Source organism: Pseudomonas sp. LS.1a (assembly GCF_022533585.1).
Taxonomy (GTDB): domain Bacteria; phylum Pseudomonadota; class Gammaproteobacteria; order Pseudomonadales; family Pseudomonadaceae; genus Aquipseudomonas.
The window spans coordinates 1401265-1417767 of record NZ_CP092827.1 but is presented as its reverse complement, the minus strand read 5'-3'; the positions used below and the strand labels follow the sequence as shown (position 1 = coordinate 1417767).

At 64.2% G+C, this 16503-nt stretch carries 13 protein-coding genes; 4 read left to right on the top strand and 9 right to left on the bottom strand.

Annotated features, from left to right (window positions below):
* Positions 1–206 precede the first annotated feature (206 nt).
* A complete protein-coding gene (gene gyrA / locus MKK04_RS06585) occupies positions 207–2972 on the bottom strand; it encodes a DNA gyrase subunit A (protein ID WP_207829065.1) in 2766 nt (921 codons plus the stop codon).
* A 366-nt stretch (positions 2973–3338) separates the two neighbouring features.
* Entirely contained in the window at positions 3339–4415 is a 1077-nt protein-coding gene (gene mtnA / locus MKK04_RS06580; protein WP_241106361.1) for an S-methyl-5-thioribose-1-phosphate isomerase, read from the bottom strand.
* Between the two features lie 110 nt (positions 4416–4525).
* On the opposite strand from mtnA, the gene ubiG reads away from it, so the two are divergent.
* The 3 genes from ubiG to MKK04_RS06565 all read left to right on the top strand — a co-directional run bounded on the left by ubiG (position 4526) and on the right by MKK04_RS06565 (position 6791).
* Positions 4526–5224, top strand: coding sequence for a bifunctional 2-polyprenyl-6-hydroxyphenol methylase/3-demethylubiquinol 3-O-methyltransferase UbiG (gene ubiG, locus MKK04_RS06575; protein WP_025338098.1), 699 nt, complete (start codon positions 4526–4528; stop codon positions 5222–5224).
* 2 nt (positions 5225–5226) lie between these two features.
* Positions 5227–5898, top strand: a complete 672-nt coding sequence (mupP, locus tag MKK04_RS06570) for an N-acetylmuramic acid 6-phosphate phosphatase MupP (protein ID WP_207829082.1) — start codon at positions 5227–5229, stop codon at positions 5896–5898.
* A gap of 152 nt (positions 5899–6050) precedes the next feature.
* Positions 6051–6791, top strand: coding sequence for a YciK family oxidoreductase (locus MKK04_RS06565; protein ID WP_233687211.1), 741 nt, complete (start codon positions 6051–6053; stop codon positions 6789–6791).
* 118 nt (positions 6792–6909) lie between these two features.
* On the opposite strand, the gene MKK04_RS06560 is transcribed toward MKK04_RS06565, so the two are convergent.
* From MKK04_RS06560 to MKK04_RS06530, 7 genes are all read right to left on the bottom strand, one after another.
* Positions 6910–7695, bottom strand: coding sequence for a TenA family transcriptional regulator (locus MKK04_RS06560; protein ID WP_207829086.1), 786 nt, complete (start codon positions 7693–7695; stop codon positions 6910–6912).
* A gap of 30 nt (positions 7696–7725) precedes the next feature.
* Entirely contained in the window at positions 7726–10182 is a 2457-nt protein-coding gene (locus tag MKK04_RS06555; RefSeq protein WP_207829088.1) for an EAL domain-containing protein, read from the bottom strand.
* 237 nt (positions 10183–10419) lie between these two features.
* Positions 10420–12252 (bottom strand): ABC transporter ATP-binding protein, encoded by a 1833-nt coding sequence (locus MKK04_RS06550; RefSeq protein WP_207829090.1) that lies wholly within the window; start codon positions 12250–12252, stop codon positions 10420–10422.
* Positions 12245–12877, bottom strand: a complete 633-nt coding sequence (locus MKK04_RS06545; RefSeq protein WP_207829098.1) for a DsbA family protein — start codon at positions 12875–12877, stop codon at positions 12245–12247. The genes MKK04_RS06550 and MKK04_RS06545 overlap by 8 nt, the downstream gene beginning before the upstream one ends.
* Before the next feature lie 3 nt (positions 12878–12880).
* Positions 12881–13813, bottom strand: coding sequence for an oxygen-dependent tRNA uridine(34) hydroxylase TrhO (gene trhO, locus MKK04_RS06540; RefSeq protein WP_025338092.1), 933 nt, complete (start codon positions 13811–13813; stop codon positions 12881–12883).
* A 220-nt stretch (positions 13814–14033) separates the two neighbouring features.
* Positions 14034–14330 (bottom strand): BolA family protein, encoded by a 297-nt coding sequence (locus MKK04_RS06535; RefSeq protein ID WP_003252644.1) that lies wholly within the window; start codon positions 14328–14330, stop codon positions 14034–14036.
* A gap of 10 nt (positions 14331–14340) precedes the next feature.
* Positions 14341–14865, bottom strand: a complete 525-nt coding sequence (locus MKK04_RS06530) for a DUF2059 domain-containing protein (RefSeq protein ID WP_207829102.1) — start codon at positions 14863–14865, stop codon at positions 14341–14343.
* Positions 14866–15020: 155 nt separating this feature from the next.
* On the opposite strand from MKK04_RS06530, the gene MKK04_RS06525 reads away from it, so the two are divergent.
* On the top strand, positions 15021–16415 hold the full coding sequence (locus MKK04_RS06525; RefSeq protein ID WP_207829105.1) for a class II fumarate hydratase: 1395 nt from the start codon (positions 15021–15023) through the stop codon (positions 16413–16415).
* The last annotated feature ends 88 nt before the right edge of the window (positions 16416–16503 follow it).

Here is a 16503-nt window from a genome sequence, read left to right as displayed (position 1 = left end):
ACAAATCGTCAATCTTCGATGCTGCCAGGAACCCTGTGGGAGCGGGTTTACCCGCGAACAAGGGCGAAGCCCTTGCCATGCACCGCGGTGTCTTCTTCGCGGGTAAACCCGCTCCCACAGGCTATTGCACCGCCCTTGAGGACGTTGCCAACTCTAATCAGTCAAACGGGGCGACCTTGGTCGCCCCGTTCGGGTTCTACGCTTGCTTACTCCTGCGGGGCCTCTTCGGCGCCAGCAGCTTCTTCGTTGTCTGGCGCTTCAGCCTCGACGCCCTCTTCGTCCGTCTCGATCACATCATCGAGCTCTTCCTCGGACGGCTCCTGGATACGCTCCAGGCCTACCAGTGTCTCGTCAGTGGCCAGCTTGATCAAGGTCACACCCTGGGTGTTACGCCCCAGGCTGGACACTTCGCCAACGCGGGTACGCACCAGCGTGCCCTGGTCGGAGATCAGCATGATCTCTTCGCCTTCCTGCACCTGGATGGCGCCGATCAGCAGGCCGTTGCGCCCCTTGGTGCCCATGGCGATCACGCCCTGGCCACCACGGCCGCGACGCGGGAACTTGGATAGCGGGGTGCGCTTGCCAAAGCCACGCTCGGAGGCGGTGAGGATCTGCGCGCCGGATTCCGGGATCAGCATGGAGATGATCTGCTGGCCCTTGCCCAGCTTCATGCCGCGCACGCCACGGGCGTTACGGCCCATCTCGCGCACCACGCTTTCAGCGAAGCGGATCACCTTGCCGGCGTCGGAGAACATCATGACTTCCTTGGCACCGTCGGTGATGGCCGCAGCGATCAGGGTGTCACCTTCCTTCAGCTTCAGGGCGATCAGGCCGTTGGAGCGCGGACGGGCGAACTGCACCAGCGGGGTCTTCTTCACGGTACCCGAAGCGGTGGCCATGAAGATGTAGGCGCCGGTCGGCTCGGCCACCCACTCAGGGGTGTCGCCGTCTTCCTCGTCCACTTCCTCGGCCTCGACCACTTCACCTTCGAGCACGGTGTCTTCCGCGTCCTCCAGCTCTTCATCGGCGCCAGCATTCTGCTGCAGGGCCTCGAGGTCGATCTGCAGCATGGCAGTGATGCGCTCACCTTCCTCCAGCGGCAACAGGTTGACCAGTGGGCGGCCGCGGGCGGCGCGGGACGCTTCAGGGATGTCGTAGGTCTTCAGCCAGTAAACCTTGCCCTTGCTGGAGAACAGCAGCAGGGTGGCGTGGCTGTTGGCAACCAGCAGGTGCTCGACGTAGTCCTCGTCCTTCACCCCGGTAGCCGACTTGCCTTTGCCGCCACGGCGCTGGGCCTGGTAGGCGGACAGCGGCTGGGTCTTGGCGTAGCCGCCGTGGGAAATGGTCACCACGCGCTCTTCTTCCGGGATCATGTCGCCGTAGTTGAGGTCGTGACGCGCATCGAGAATTTCGGTGCGGCGGGCATCGCCGTATTCGGCGCGGATGGCTTCCAGCTCTTCGCGGATCACTTCCATCAGGCGCTCGGCGCTACTGAGGATGCGGATCAGCTCACCGATCTGCTCGAGGATTTCCTGGTACTCGGCCAGCAGCTTCTCGTGCTCAAGACCGGTCAGGCGGTGCAGGCGCAGGTCGAGAATGGCTTGTGCCTGTTCCGGCGACAGGTAGTACTTGCCTTCACGCAGGCCGTACTGCTCCGGCAGGTCCTCAGGGCGGCAGGAATCGGCGCCGGCGCGCTCGACCATGACCTGCACGGCACTGGATTCCCAGGCGGTGGAGACCAGGGCCTCCTTGGCTTCGGACGGGGTCGGCGAGGCCTTGATCAGGGCGATGACCGGGTCGATGTTGGACAGTGCGACCGCCTGGCCTTCAAGGATGTGGCCGCGTTCGCGGGCCTTGCGCAGCTCGAACACGGTACGGCGGGTCACCACTTCACGGCGGTGACGGACGAACGCCTCGAGCAGGTCCTTGAGGTTGAGCAGGCGCGGACGACCGTCGACCAGGGCGACGACGTTGATGCCGAACACGCTCTGCAGCTGGGTCTGCGAATACAGGTTGTTGAGCACCACCTCCGGCACCTCGCCGCGACGCAGCTCGATGACGATGCGCATGCCGTCCTTGTCGGACTCGTCGCGCAGCTCGGTGATGCCTTCGATCTTCTTCTCTTTGACCAGCTCGGCGATCTTCTCGATCAGGCGTGCCTTGTTCAGCTGGTACGGCAGCTCGGTGACCACGATCTGCTGGCGGCCGCCGACCTTGTCGATGTCTTCGATTTCGGAGCGGGCGCGCATGTAGATGCGGCCGCGGCCTGTGCGATAGGCCTCGATGATGCCCTGGCGGCCGTTGATCAGGCCGGCAGTCGGGAAGTCCGGACCAGGGATGTGCTGCATCAGCTCATCGATGGTGACTTCGGGGTTGTCGATGAGTGCCAGGCAGCCATCGATGACCTCGCCGAGGTTGTGCGGCGGGATGTTGGTTGCCATGCCCACGGCGATACCGCTGGAACCGTTGACCAGCAGGTTGGGGATACGGGTCGGCATGACCGCCGGGATCTGCTCGGTGCCGTCGTAGTTGGGCACCCAGTCGACGGTCTCTTTGTGCAGGTCGGCCAGCAGCTCGTGGGCCAGCTTAGCCATGCGCACTTCGGTGTATCGCATGGCTGCGGCGTTGTCGCCGTCCACCGAACCGAAGTTGCCCTGGCCATCGACCAGCAGGTAGCGCAGCGAGAACGGCTGGGCCATACGCACGATGGTGTCGTAGACCGCGGTGTCGCCATGCGGGTGGTACTTACCGATCACGTCACCGACCACACGGGCGGATTTCTTGTACGGCTTGTTCCAGTCGTTGCCCAGTTCGCTCATCGCATAGAGAACGCGGCGATGCACGGGCTTCAAGCCGTCACGCGCATCGGGCAGCGCTCGCCCGACAATCACGCTCATCGCGTAGTCGAGGTAGGACTGTCTCAGTTCGTCTTCGATATTGACCGGGAGGATTTCTTTGGCCAGTTCGCCCATGAGAAGCCTGATTCCTTTTTCTGGTGAAACTTCGCAGCTCCATCAAGGGCCGAACGAAGCTCGCCGCCGCAGCGCATAAGGGTGCGACGACTTACGACAAATCAATGAGTTGTGCCATGGATCTGCGCAATGAAGGCCGCTGTGGTGGGCGGTCTTGGAAACTGCCGGATGTTATCACAAAGGCAGGGGCGGTGGGGAGATGTGGCAGGTGGCCTCAAGCGGCTTTGGATATTGATCTTCCATAACCTGTGCCGGCCTCTTCGCGGGTGAACCCGCTCCCACAGGGTTATCACAAGGCCTGAGGGAGACGGCACACCTGTGGGAGCGGGTTTACCCGCGAAGAGGCCGGCACAGGCACTACGAATATCAGTGCAACCGCTTGCGGCATATCAGTTGCGCCAGCTTGGCGGTATCCGGCCGCTCGACGATGCCGCGCTCGGTCACGATCACGTCGATCAGGTCGGCCGGGGTCACGTCGAATAACGGGTTGAATACCTCGACATCCGGCGCCACGCGGGTGCCGCCAATGTCTAGCAACTCGTCGGCAGCGCGCTCTTCCAGCGGGATGTCCTCACCCGTGGCCAGGTTCAGGTCGATGCTGGTGCTCGGCGCCACCACCATGAAACGCACGCCATGGTGCATGGCGCTGACTGCCAGCTGGTAGGTGCCGATCTTGCTGGCAACGTCGCCGTTGGCGGCAATGCAGTCCGCGCCTACCACCACCCAGGTGATGCCCTTGCTCTTCATCAGGTGGGCCAGCGCCGAGTCGGCGCACAGGGTCACCGGGATGCCTTCGTTGGCCAGTTCCCAGGCGGTCAGGCGCGAGCCATGCAGCCAGGGGCGTGTCTCGCCGGCATACACCCGCTCGACCATGCCCTCCAGGTAGCCGGCGCGGATCACCCCCAGCGCAGTGCCGAAACCACCACCGGCCAGGGCGCCGGCATTGCCGTAGGTGAGCAGGGTCTGGGCGTTGCCCTGGTGACGGCGAATCAGCTCGACACCCTGCTGGGCCATGGTCAGGTTGGCTTCGCGGTCGCTTTCATGAATGGCCACCGCTTCGGCCTCCAGCGCCGCCAGCACGCCCTCATCCGGACGCAGGCGCTGCAGGCGCTCGCGCATGCGGTTCAGCGCCCAGAACAGGTTGGCGGCGGTAGGGCGCGCTTCGGCCAGGGTGAGGAAGTCATCTTCCAGGTCCATTTCCCAATCACCCCCCTCGGCCAGCCGCTCTTCCAGGGCCAGCACCAGGCCATAGGCCGCGGCAATGCCGATGGCCGAGGCGCCGCGCACGACCATGTCGCGGATCGCCGCCGCCACCTGCGCGACATTGTCGCAGGCCAGCCAGCGTTCTTCTGACGGCAGCAGGCGCTGGTCGAGCAGATGCAAGACGCCGTCCTGCCAGCGGATCCCGGTCACCTTCTCCGCCGCCAAAAGTCGCTCGCGCATCGCCTCTCCCCGTCGTTCGGATATCAAAAGCCGGCGATTATAGCGACCCTCGGGGCCGAGCGCTCGGGTATACTCCGGCGCAATTTTGCGAAGTTTCAGAGGACTGTTCAATGAGCAACGTCGACCGCGCCGAAATCGCCAAGTTCGAAGCGCTGGCCCACCGCTGGTGGGACCGCGAAAGCGAGTTCAAGCCGCTGCACGAAATCAACCCGCTGCGCGTCAACTGGATCGACGAGCGCGCCAGCCTGGCCGGCAAGAAAGTGCTGGACGTGGGTTGCGGTGGCGGCATCCTCAGCGAGGCCATGGCCCTGCGCGGCGCCACGGTCACCGGCATCGACATGGGTGAGGCGCCGCTGGCCGTGGCCCAGCTGCACCAGCTGGAGTCGGGCGTGCAGGTGGAATACCGGCAGATCACCGCCGAAGCCCTGGCCGAGGAAATGCCCGAACAGTTCGACGTGGTCACCTGCCTGGAAATGCTCGAGCACGTGCCCGACCCGTCTTCGGTCATCCGCGCCTGCTACCGCATGGTCAAGCCTGGCGGCCAGGTGTTCTTCTCCACCATCAACCGCAACCCCAAGGCCTACCTGCTGGCCATTGTCGGCGCCGAATACATCCTGAAGATGCTGCCGCGCGGCACCCATGACTTCAAGAAGTTCATCCGCCCGTCCGAGCTGGGCGCCTGGAGCCGCGTTGCCGGCCTGCAGGTGAAGGACATCATCGGCCTGACCTACAACCCGCTGACCAAGCATTACAAGCTCAGCAGCGACGTTGACGTCAACTACATGATCCAGACCCTGCGCGAGGAATGAGCATGCGCTTGCAAGCAGTACTCTTCGACATGGACGGCACCTTGCTCGACACGGCGCCGGACTTCATCGCCATCTGCCAGGCCATGCTCGCCGAGCGCGGCCTGCCGGCCGTCGATGACAAGCTGATCCGCGACGTGATCTCCGGCGGTGCCCGGGCGATGGTCGCCGCCACCTTCGCCATGAGCCCGGAGGCCGAAGGCTTCGAGCCCCTGCGCCTGGAGTTCCTCGAACGTTACCAGCGCGACTGCGCGGTGCACAGCAAGCTGTTCGACGGCATGGCCGAGCTGCTGGCCGACATCGAGAAAGGCAACCTGCTGTGGGGCGTGGTCACCAACAAGCCGGTGCGCTTCGCCGAGCCGATCATGCAACAGCTGGGCCTGGCCGAGCGTTCGGCGCTATTGATCTGCCCGGACCACGTTAAGAACAGCAAACCCGACCCCGAGCCGCTGATCCTGGCCTGCAAGACCCTGGGCCTGGACCCCGCCAGCGTACTGTTCGTCGGCGACGACCTGCGCGACATCGAGTCTGGCCGCGACGCCGGCACCCGCACGGCGGCGGTGCGCTACGGCTATATTCATCCAGAGGACAACCCCAACAACTGGGGCGCCGACGTGGTGGTGGACCACCCGCTGGAGCTGCGCAAAGTGATCGACAGCGCGCTGTGCGGCTGCTGAACCCCGTCTAGACCGCAGCACAGCCCCTGTGGGAGCGGGTTTACCCGCGAATGCGTCAGCCCAGACGACAACGGCGCCTGATCGCACGCATTCGCGGGTAAACCCGCTCCCACAGGGGACGGTGCCGCGCCAACGAACTCGAAGGACCTACCATGTTCGACTACACCGCCCGCCCCGACCTGCTGCAAGGCCGGGTCATCCTGGTTACCGGTGCCGGCCGCGGCATCGGCGCCGCTGCCGCCAAGGCCTACGCTGCACTGGGCGCCACCGTGCTGCTGCTGGGCAAGACCGAGGCCAACCTCAACGAGGTCTACGACCAGATCGAAGCCGCGGGGCACCCGCAACCGGTGGTGATCCCGTTCAACCTGGAAACCGCCCTGCCCCACCAGTACGACGAACTGGCGGTGATGATCGAGGAGCAGTTCGGCCGCCTCGACGGCCTGCTGAACAATGCTTCGATCATCGGCCCGCGCACGCCGCTGGAGCAGCTGTCGGGCGACAACTTCATGCGCGTGATGCACATCAACGTCAATGCCACCTTCATGCTCACCAGCACCCTGCTACCGCTGCTGAAGCTGTCGGAAGATGCTTCGGTGGTATTCACCAGCAGCAGCGTCGGGCGCAAGGGCCGGGCCTACTGGGGCGCCTATGGCGTGTCCAAGTTCGCCACCGAGGGCCTGATGCAAACCCTGGCCGATGAACTGGACGGCGTGGCACCGGTGCGCTCCAACAGCATCAACCCGGGCGCCACGCGCACGGCGATGCGGGCACAGGCCTACCCCAGCGAAAACCCGCAGAACAACCCGCTGCCGGATGAGATCATGCCGGTGTACCTGTACCTGATGGGGCCGGACAGCAAAGGGGTGAATGGGCAGGCGTTCAACGCCCAGTAGGCCTGCACCGGCCTCTTCGCGGGCACGCCCGCTCCCACAGGGTTATTCACCGCCATGAGGGCAGCGCAGTACTTGTAGGAGCGGGTTTACCCGCGAAGAGGCCAGGACAGGAGAGCGATCAGCCCGCGGCCAGTGCCGGGCGCATGCGCCCCTGCTGGCGCCCTTCCAGCTGCATGCACCGCTCCAGGAACAGGTACATGCAGTCATAACTCTTGCAAATCGCCCTGCGCAGTTCGTTGCGCAGCCCCAGGGTCGGGTTCTCGCCGGCCAGGGTGCAGATGATCTCCAGCGCCTCCCACGGGTGCGCGTCGTCATACTGGGCATGCATCTTCAGCCACTTCATCGCCCGCTTGCGCTGATCCTCCGGAAAACCCAACGCATAGGTGTCGGTGGAGCACACCACCGCCGACCATTCGCCGGTCGCACCTTCGATGGCGTAGTTGGTCGCCGCCATGGAAATGGCCAGGTTCTCGGTAGCGCATACGCGCCAGCACCAGTCGTTCAGGCCGTTCAGCTCAGGCGGCACTTCCTGGGCCTGCAACTCGTGCAGGTGCACGCCATGCGCCTGGCACCAGTTCACCCAGTAGTCGGCGTGGTTGAGCTCGACACGGATGTTGCGCATCAGCCAGCGCCGCGCCATGTCTTCGCCCTGGTGCCGGCCATAGCGGGTCTTGGTCAGGTTGTGGGCCATGTACAGCGAGAATTGCTCCACCACCGGCCAGCCACCGATCAGATACTGGCGAATGGTCGATTGTTTCAACTGGCCATCGCGCAGGCGCGTGTAGAACTCATGCTCAACTACCCGGCGCTTGCTCTCGCGGCAGTCTTCAATCAGTTGCTGGGCCCATTGGGGATAGCTGGCGGGATCCATCAAAGGCCCGATACGAACGAATGCATCAATCACTTTCAGCTCCTTGATCCTTGTGATTTCTAGCTAACGAAACGTGCCAGGTGCCCGCTGCAACAGAGGCCGGGCGGCGATCCGTTGGCGCTGCAGACTGTCACAGGTGAACACCTGGGGGCGTTCGATGAGATAGCCCTGAGCGTAATCCACGCCAATTTCCTGCAAGGCCTGCTCGATCAAGGGTGTTTCGACGAATTCGGCAATGGTGCGCTTGCCCATTACGTGACCGATATGGTTGATGACCTCGACCATGGCCCGGTTGACCGGGTCGTCGAGCATGTCCTTGACGAAACTCCCGTCGATCTTCAGGTAATCCACCGGCAAATGCTTGAGATAGGCGAACGACGACATGCCGGCGCAGAAGTCATCGAGCGAGAAGCGACAACCCAGCCCCTTCAGCTCGTTGATGAAGCGAATGGCGCTGCCAAGGTTGGCTATGGCACTGGTTTCGGTGATTTCGAAACAGATCATCCGCGGCGGGATGGCGTATTCGACGAACAGGCGCTGCAGGTATTCGAGGAACTTGTCGTCGCCAATGCTCGAGCCCGACAGGTTGATCGCGCAGATCGACAGCGGCCCCTCGCGCCCTTCGTCCAGGCACTGGCGAATGACCTGGAACACATTGCGCACCACCCAGCGGTCCAGCGCGGTCATCAGGCCGTAGCGCTCGGCCGCCGGGATGAAACTGCTGGGCAGAATGGTACGGCCGCTTTCGTCGTGCAGACGCAGCAGAATCTCGATATGGCCGGGGCCTTCGAAGGTTTTCAGCGGGGCGATTTCCTGGGCGTACAGGCAGAAGCGGTTTTCCTCCAGGGCCACATGCAAGCGCTGGATCCAGGCCATTTCGCCAAAACGCATGGACAGCTCGCTGTCGTCGGCATGGTACACCTGCACGCGGTTGCGGCCCTTTTCCTTGGCCATGTAGCAGGCCATGTCGGCGGCGCGCAGCGAGCTTTCGAGGGTGCCGGGAGCCTGGGCCATGTGCACCAGGCCGACGCTGACGGTGGTGACGAACGGTCGCCCCTTCCACACGAAATGCAGGCTCTGCACCAGCTGGCGCAGTTGCTCGGCAATGCGCTCGGCCTGGTCGGGCGGGCAGTTTTCCAACAGCACACCAAATTCGTCACCCCCCAGCCGGGCCAGGGTGTCGCCTTCGCGCAGGCCGGATTGCAGCACGGCGCAGATGTGCCGCAGCAGTTCGTCGCCGGCGGCATGCCCGCAGGTGTCGTTGACCAGCTTGAACTGGTCAAGGTCGAGGAACATCAGCGAATGCCGCCCGGCCTGGCGCGCCAGGTCATTGAGCGCCTGCTCCAGGCGGTATTCGAACTCGCGGCGGTTGGCCAGGCCGGTCAGGGCGTCGTGGGTGGCCTGCCAGGACAGGTTGGCGATGTACTGGCGCTCCTGGGTCATGTCGTGCAGCACCAGCACGATACCGCTGACCTGGCCGTCACTGACGATCGGCGAACCGACCAGGTTGACCGACACAGTGCTACCGTCCAGGCGCTGGATCAGCCGGGCATGTTCAGCGCCGCCCTTGAGGCTGCCGCTGAGCACCTGCTCCACCAGGCTGCGGCCGTCTTCCTCGGCCTGCTCGTCCACCAGGCTGAACAGCGCCGACAGCGGCAGGCCCTGGGCCTGGCCGGCCTGCCAGTGGGTCAGTTGCTCGGCGGCCGGGTTCATGTAGCCGATACTGCCCTCCACATCAGCGGCAATCACCGCATCGCCGATGGCCTGCAGGGTGATCTGCGCCCGCTCCTTTTCTTCCTGCAGGGCGCTGGCAAAGGCCTGGCGCTGGGCCAGCAGCTTGCTGGAGCGACGCCAGGCAATGGCAATCAGGAACATCGCAGTCAGCAGGTTGGTGATCAGCAGTACCCGCAGCAGCATGCGCGAGCCTTCGCCCAGAGCATCGCTGAACGCCCTGGCGGCCGGGGTTACCCCTTCATTGATGGTGACGATGCGCGCCTTCCAGTCGCTGACCGTGCGGGCGTCGACCGGGCCAGCGGCGAAGCTGCTGCGCATTTCCACGGCCAGCATATCCAGCTTGCCCAGGTAGTCGTCGCCGATGTCCCAGTAGTCGATTGCCGTCTGCATGTAGCTGACGTTGCGAAAGTTGCGGTAGAACCAGATGATCCGCTCGACATCGTCAGGATGGTTGCCGCCTTGCAGCACGGCCTGGCGCGCGGCGTTCAGGTCGGGGCTGGGCTGGTCGAGCACCTCGCGCAGCTGGTAGTCGCCCTGGGGCACGGTGATAGCCTGGCGATAGCGCTGGTAGGTGCTGTCGTCGCGGGTTTCGGCGTACAGGTTGAGGTAGTAGATGGCGTCTTTCTGTGCCTTGGACCACAGGCTTTCGCCCGCGACATAGGCACGCACGGCCGAGAGCGTATAAAGGCTGAGGCTGCCCAAGGCGACCTGGAAGACCACCACGGCGATGAAGGGCCAGGTGATGCCGAGCAACTTTGGCGCTTCTAGAGTGCGATGTCCCTTCATGGAGTCCCTGTCACAGAGCAGATAAGGCGCAAATCAACCCAGACAAGCACAGCGTAGGCCATTTGCCATCCCCATGGCTGGGTTTTTTATGACAGGGAGCCTGGGGATTTTCACACGGACTTCCCGGCCCTGTCGCAGGCACGCCACCTCCCACAGGTACCCCACAATACTCAGGCCTGTGGTAATCCTGCGGGAGCTGGCTTGCCGACGACAGGGCCCGCACTGGCTGGCAAAAATTCAGCTCTGCTGCAGGTGCCCATACAACTTGGCATACAACCCACCCTCGGCAATCAGCTGCTGATGGTCGCCATCCTCGGCCACATGCCCGCCATCGAACACCAGCACCCGGTCGGCCTGTTTCACCGCCGACAGGCGGTGGGCGATGATCAGTGTGGTACGGCCGCTGAGGAAGCGCGCCAGGGCCTGGTGCAGGTTGTATTCGGTGGCGGCATCCAGGGCCGAGGTGGCTTCGTCGAGGATCACCACCTTGGGCTCGGCCAGCACCATGCGGGCAATGGCCAGGCGCTGGCGCTGGCCACCGGACAAGCGCACGCCGGAGCGCCCCACCACACTGTCCAGGCCCTGTGGCAAGGCGGCGATGGTGGCATCCAGCTGGGCGATGCGCAGTGCCTGCCAGCAGGCCTCGTCGCTGCTGTCACGGCCCATGGTCAGGTTGGCGCGCACGGTGTCGTTGAACAATGACGGGTGCTGCAACACCACCGCGACGTTCTCGCGCAGGGTTTCCAGGCCGATTTCCTGCAGGCTGGCACCGCCAAAGCGGATGGTGCCGGCCTGGGCGCTATAAAGGCCCAGCAACAGTTGCACCAGGGTGCTCTTGCCACCACCGCTGGCACCGACGATCGCTACCTTCTCGCCTGGGGCGATGGACAGGTCGAGGTGCTCGAGCACCGGCTCGTCGGCATAGGCAAAGCGCAGGTCGCGCACTTCGATGCCCACCGTCTCGCGGCCGGCGAACGGGTCACTGGCGGCCGGGTACTGCGGCTCGTCGGCACGCGCCAGCAGTTCGTTGAGGCGGCTCAACGCACCACCGGCGGCGTAGTAGGCATATTGCAGGTTGAGCAACTGCTCCACCGGGCCGATCATGAACCACAGGTAGCTGAACACCGCCAGCATCTGGCCGATCGACAGGTCGGAGAACAGCACGGTGAGCATGGCCGCGGCGCGGAAGATATCGATGCCGAACTGGAACAGCAGGCCACTGGCACGGCCGCTGGCATCGCTCTTCCATTGCGAGTCCACGGCGTAGTCACGCACTTCGCGGGCGCGCAGGCCAAGGCGACCGAGGAAGTAGCCCTGGCGGTTGCCAGCGCGGATTTCCTGGATGGCATCGAGGGTTTCCGCCAACGCCTGGGTAAACCGCGCGGTACTGTCGTTCTCGAGTTTTTTCAGGTGCTTGACGCGCTTGCCCAACTGCACGGTGAAGTAGATCACCAGCGGGTTGAACAGCAATATCAGCAAGGCCAGCTGCCAGTGCATCCAGATCAGGATGGCCGCCGTGCCGGTCAGGGTCAGCATGGCCACCAGGAAGCGGCTGAGGGTTTCGCCGACGAATTTGTCGAGGGTGTCCAGGTCGGTGACCAGGTGGGTGGTCACCGTCCCGCTGCCCAGGCTTTCGTATTCCTTCAGCGAGATGCGCTTGAGCCGCTCGATCAGGCGGATGCGCAGACGATAGACGATGTCCTTGGCCAGGCCGGCGAACAGCTTGGCCTGGATCACGTTGAACGCCAGGGCGGACAGGCGCAGGCACAGGGTCAGCAGCAACATCAGGCCGATGTAGCCGGCCGCCACCTGCCAGCTGGACGGCAGCAAGTGGTTCATCCACTTCAGCGCGGCGTCGCCATGGCCCAGCAGCACTTCGTCCACCAGCAGCGGCAGCAGCAGCGGGATGGGCACGCTGCAGCAAGCCGCCAATACGGCGATGAAGTTGGCGGACCAGAGGTTTTTCTTGTGGTGCAGGGCCAGGCGGCGGATTTCCGCCCAGCTAAGTCGATCGGCCACAGCGTGAGGCTTACCCGGCACCGGGTCGGGTGACCCAGGCACATCAAGCACAGGCGGCCTGCTGCAGCCAGCGGCCGAGCAAGGGTTGCAGGCGCTCCAGCGGCTGGTAGCCATTGGTCAGCAGGGCCAGTTGACCCTTGCGTTCGGCCAGCAGGGTCGGGAAACCGGCGATGCCCAAGTCATGGGCCCAGCTGAAATCGGCTGCGGTGGCGGCGCGGGTGTCGGCACGGGCAAAGGCCTCGGCGAACACGGCCCGGTCAAAGCCTGCCTGTTCGGCCAGTTCGACCAGATGCGGTGCAACGGTCACATCCACGCCCTGCTCGTAGAACGAACGCTGGATCAGCGCCAGCAGCAGCCAGACGCGCTCGGCGTCCAGCTCGCGGGCAGTGACCAGGGCACGGCAAGCCGGCTCGGTGTCGTAGACGAAGCCGTCGGGCATGGCCCCCTCGAAGCGGAACGGCTGGCCGGTGGCATCGGCCACTGCCTGCCAGTGTTCGAGGATGTACTTGCGGGTAGCGCTGTCCAGGGCACTGCCGCCGGTGCGCAGCCCGCCCGGCACCAGGCGGGTCGGCACGCCTGCCTCACGCGCCTGGGCGATCAGGGCCGCGGCCACTGGCGCAAAACCCCAGCACCAGGAGCACATCGGGTCCATCACATAGATCAGGCGTGCAGACATGCATCAAGCCTCGGCTTTGTAGTTGTAACCGATCGGGTGCGGCAGGTTGCGGGCCTTGGCCAGCTCGATCTGCTTCTGCCGGTCGATAGCGCTACGCCGGGTCTTCTCGCTCAGGGTGTCCCAGCAATGCGGGCAGCTGACCCCTGGCGAATAGTGCTCCGACGCGCGCTCCTCCGCATTGATCGGGTGGCGGCAGGCGTGGCACTGGTCGTACTCGCCCTCGCTCAGGTCATGGCGCACCGTGACGCGGTTGTCGAAGACGAAGCAGTCGCCGTCCCACAGGCTTTCTTCCTGAGGCACTTCCTCGAAGTATTTCAGGATGCCGCCCTTAAGATGATAGACCGCCTCGAAGCCTTCACCGAGCATGTAGCTGGAGGCTTTTTCGCAACGGATACCACCGGTGCAGAACATGGCAACCTTCTTGTGCTTGCTGGGGTCGAAGTTGGCCTTGATGTAGTCGGGGAACTCGCGGAATGTTTCGGTCTTCGGGTCGATGGCACCCTTGAAGGTGCCGATGGCCACTTCGTAGTCGTTGCGGGTGTCGATCAGCAGCACTTCCGGGTCGCTGATCAGCGCGTTCCAGTCCTTGGGCTCGACGTAGGTGCCGACCGCCTGGTTCGGGTCCACGCCCGGCACGCCGAGGGTGACGATCTCTTTCTTGAGCTTGACCTTGGTGCGGTAGAACGGCTGTTCGTCGCAGTACGATTCCTTGTGGTCGACATCGACCAGGCGCGGGTCGTTGCGCAGCCAGGCCAGCAGGCCGTCGATGCCTTCGCGGGTGGCAGACACGGTGCCGTTGATGCCCTCGTGGGCCAGCAGCAGGGTGCCTTTGACGTTGTTGTCGAGCATGGTCTTGAGCAGCGGCTCACGCAGCTCGACGTAGTCTTCCAGGGTGACGAACTTGTACAGCGCCGCGACGACGATGGGTTGGGACATGAAGCAGGTTCTCCAGGTGGTTGCCCTCGTAAGGGGCGGACCGGGTTACACAAGAAACAGGGGGCCGCTGCGCGCGCCATCGCCGGCAAGCCAGCTCCCACAGGTATTGCGCCACACTCAAGGAGGGCACTTTAACTGTGGGAGCCGGCTTGCCGGCGATGGGCTGCACAGCAGCCCCCTTTTGGGATGTTGCGGATTCTACCAGAACAACAGCAAGGTTTCAGTGCCCGCCGCCCGCACACACCGGCGAGGCCGGTGCAACGCCGACCTTGGCCCACTCTTCGGCGGTGTAGGTGTGGATGGCCAGAGCATGGATCTCGCCCATCAGCTCACCCATGGTGGCGTACACCTTCTGGTGGCGCTTGACGCTGTTCAACCCGGCAAACTGCTCGCTGACGATCACTGCCTTGTAGTGGGTCTCCTGACCACGACTGTGCATGTGGCTTTCGTTGAGCACTTGCAGGTGTTGCGGCGCCAGGGCGGCCAGTTGCTGTTCGATACGCTGTTGCATGGTCATCGCGGCGTACTCACTTCTTCGCCGGGGCGGCGGCCTTGCCAGCGTTCGGGTCCAGTTCCTTGGTCATGTCGTCCAGCAGCTTGTTCACCACCGGTACCGCTGGCTCCAGGCTCTGCTGGGTCAGCTGGGCCGACTGCTGGGTGACCTTGGGCATTTCGCGCAGCACTTTCTTGCCCAGCGGCGATTCGTAGAACTTGACCAGGTCCTTGAGCTCCTGCTCGGTGAAGGTCTGGGTGTACAGGTCGACCATCTTCGGCTTCAGCTTGTTCCAGCCGATGGCGTTGTCCAGCGCGGCGTTGGCCTTGGCCTGGTAGCTTTCCAGCACTGGCTGCTTGGTGGCCGGGGCCTTGGTCTGGGCGAAACGCTGGGCGAACATCTGCTGGACCTGCATGTATACCGGGGTACCCAGCTTGTCAGCGTTGGCCAGGGTCAGGAATTTCTCGGCAGCAGCATTGTGGCTGGCGGTGGCAGCGAATACCTGGCCGCTGGCGCAAGCCAGGGCAACGGCGGCACAAAGGACACGGAGACGGGTCATTGCATTTCCTTCACAAGAGAGGGAGGCGGGTACCTCAAAGTAGAGCATTCTGCGCCGTGGTGGCGATGTGCTCAAGTGGCACGACGAGCGACTGAACCGCTCGGTCGAATCAGGGCCTAAACTGCGATTTCGAACTACACAGGAGTGAGTACAGAATGAGCCGTATCGAGACAGACAGCCTGGGCCCGGTCGAAGTTCCTGAGGACGCCTACTGGGGTGCGCAGACCCAGCGTTCGCTGATCAACTTCGCCATTGGCAAGGAACGCATGCCCATCGCGGTGCTGCACGCCCTGGCGCTGATCAAGAAGGCCGCGGCACGCGTCAACGACCGTAATGGCGACTTGCCGGCCGACATCGCCCGGCTGATCGAGCAGGCCGCCGACGAAGTGCTGGACGGCCAGCATGACGACCAGTTCCCGCTGGTGGTCTGGCAGACCGGCAGCGGCACCCAGAGCAACATGAACGTCAACGAAGTGATCGCCGGGCGGGCCAACGAACTGGCCGGCAAGGGCCGTGGCGGCAAGGCACCCGTGCACCCCAACGACCACGTCAACCGCTCGCAGAGTTCCAACGACTGCTTCCCCACTGCCATGCACATTGCCGCGGCGCAGGCGGTGCACGACAAGCTGCTGCCGGCCATCGCCGAGCTGTCCTCGGGGCTGGCCGAGTTGTCGGCACGCCACCACAAGCTGGTGAAGACCGGCCGCACGCACATGATGGACGCCACGCCGATCACCTTCGGCCAGGAGGTGTCGGCCTTCGTCGCCCAGCTCGACTATGCCCAGCGCGCCATCCGCGCCACCCTGCCGGCGGTGTGCGAACTGGCCCAGGGCGGCACTGCCGTGGGCACCGGGCTCAATGCACCGCATGGTTTTGCCGAAGCCGTCGCCGCCGAGCTGGCAGCGCTGTCTGGCCTGCCATTCGTCACTGCGCCGAACAAGTTCGCCGCCCTCGCCGGCCACGAGCCGCTGACCAGCCTGGCTGGCGCCCTGAAGACCCTGGCCGTGGCCCTGATGAAAATCGCCAACGACCTGCGCCTGCTGGGTTCCGGCCCGCGCGCCGGGCTGGCCGAGGTACGCCTGCCGGCCAACGAGCCAGGCAGCTCGATCATGCCAGGCAAGGTCAACCCTACCCAGTGCGAAGCGCTGTCGATGCTGGCCTGCCAGGTGCTGGGCAACGATGCTGCAATCGGCTTTGCCGCCAGCCAGGGGCATTTGCAGCTGAACGTGTTCAAGCCGGTGATCATCCACAACCTGCTGCAGTCGATCGAATTGCTGGCTGACGGCTGCCGCAACTTCCAGCAGCACTGCGTGGCGGGCATCGAGCCGGATGCCGAGCAGATGGCGGCGCACCTGGAGCGGGGGCTGATGCTGGTAACGGCGCTGAACCCGCATATTGGCTATGACAAGGCGGCGGAAATTGCCAAGAAGGCCTATGGCGAAGGCAAGACCTTGCGCGAGGCGGCATTGGAGTTGAAGTACCTGACCAATGAGCAGTTCGACCAGTGGGTGAGGCCGGAGAACATGCTGGCCCCGGGGGGCAAGGGCTGAGTAGTGCACTGCCTTTACCGGCCCTTTCGCGGGTGAACCCGCTCCCACAGGATCACCACAAGGCTGAATATTGTGGGATCCCTGTGGG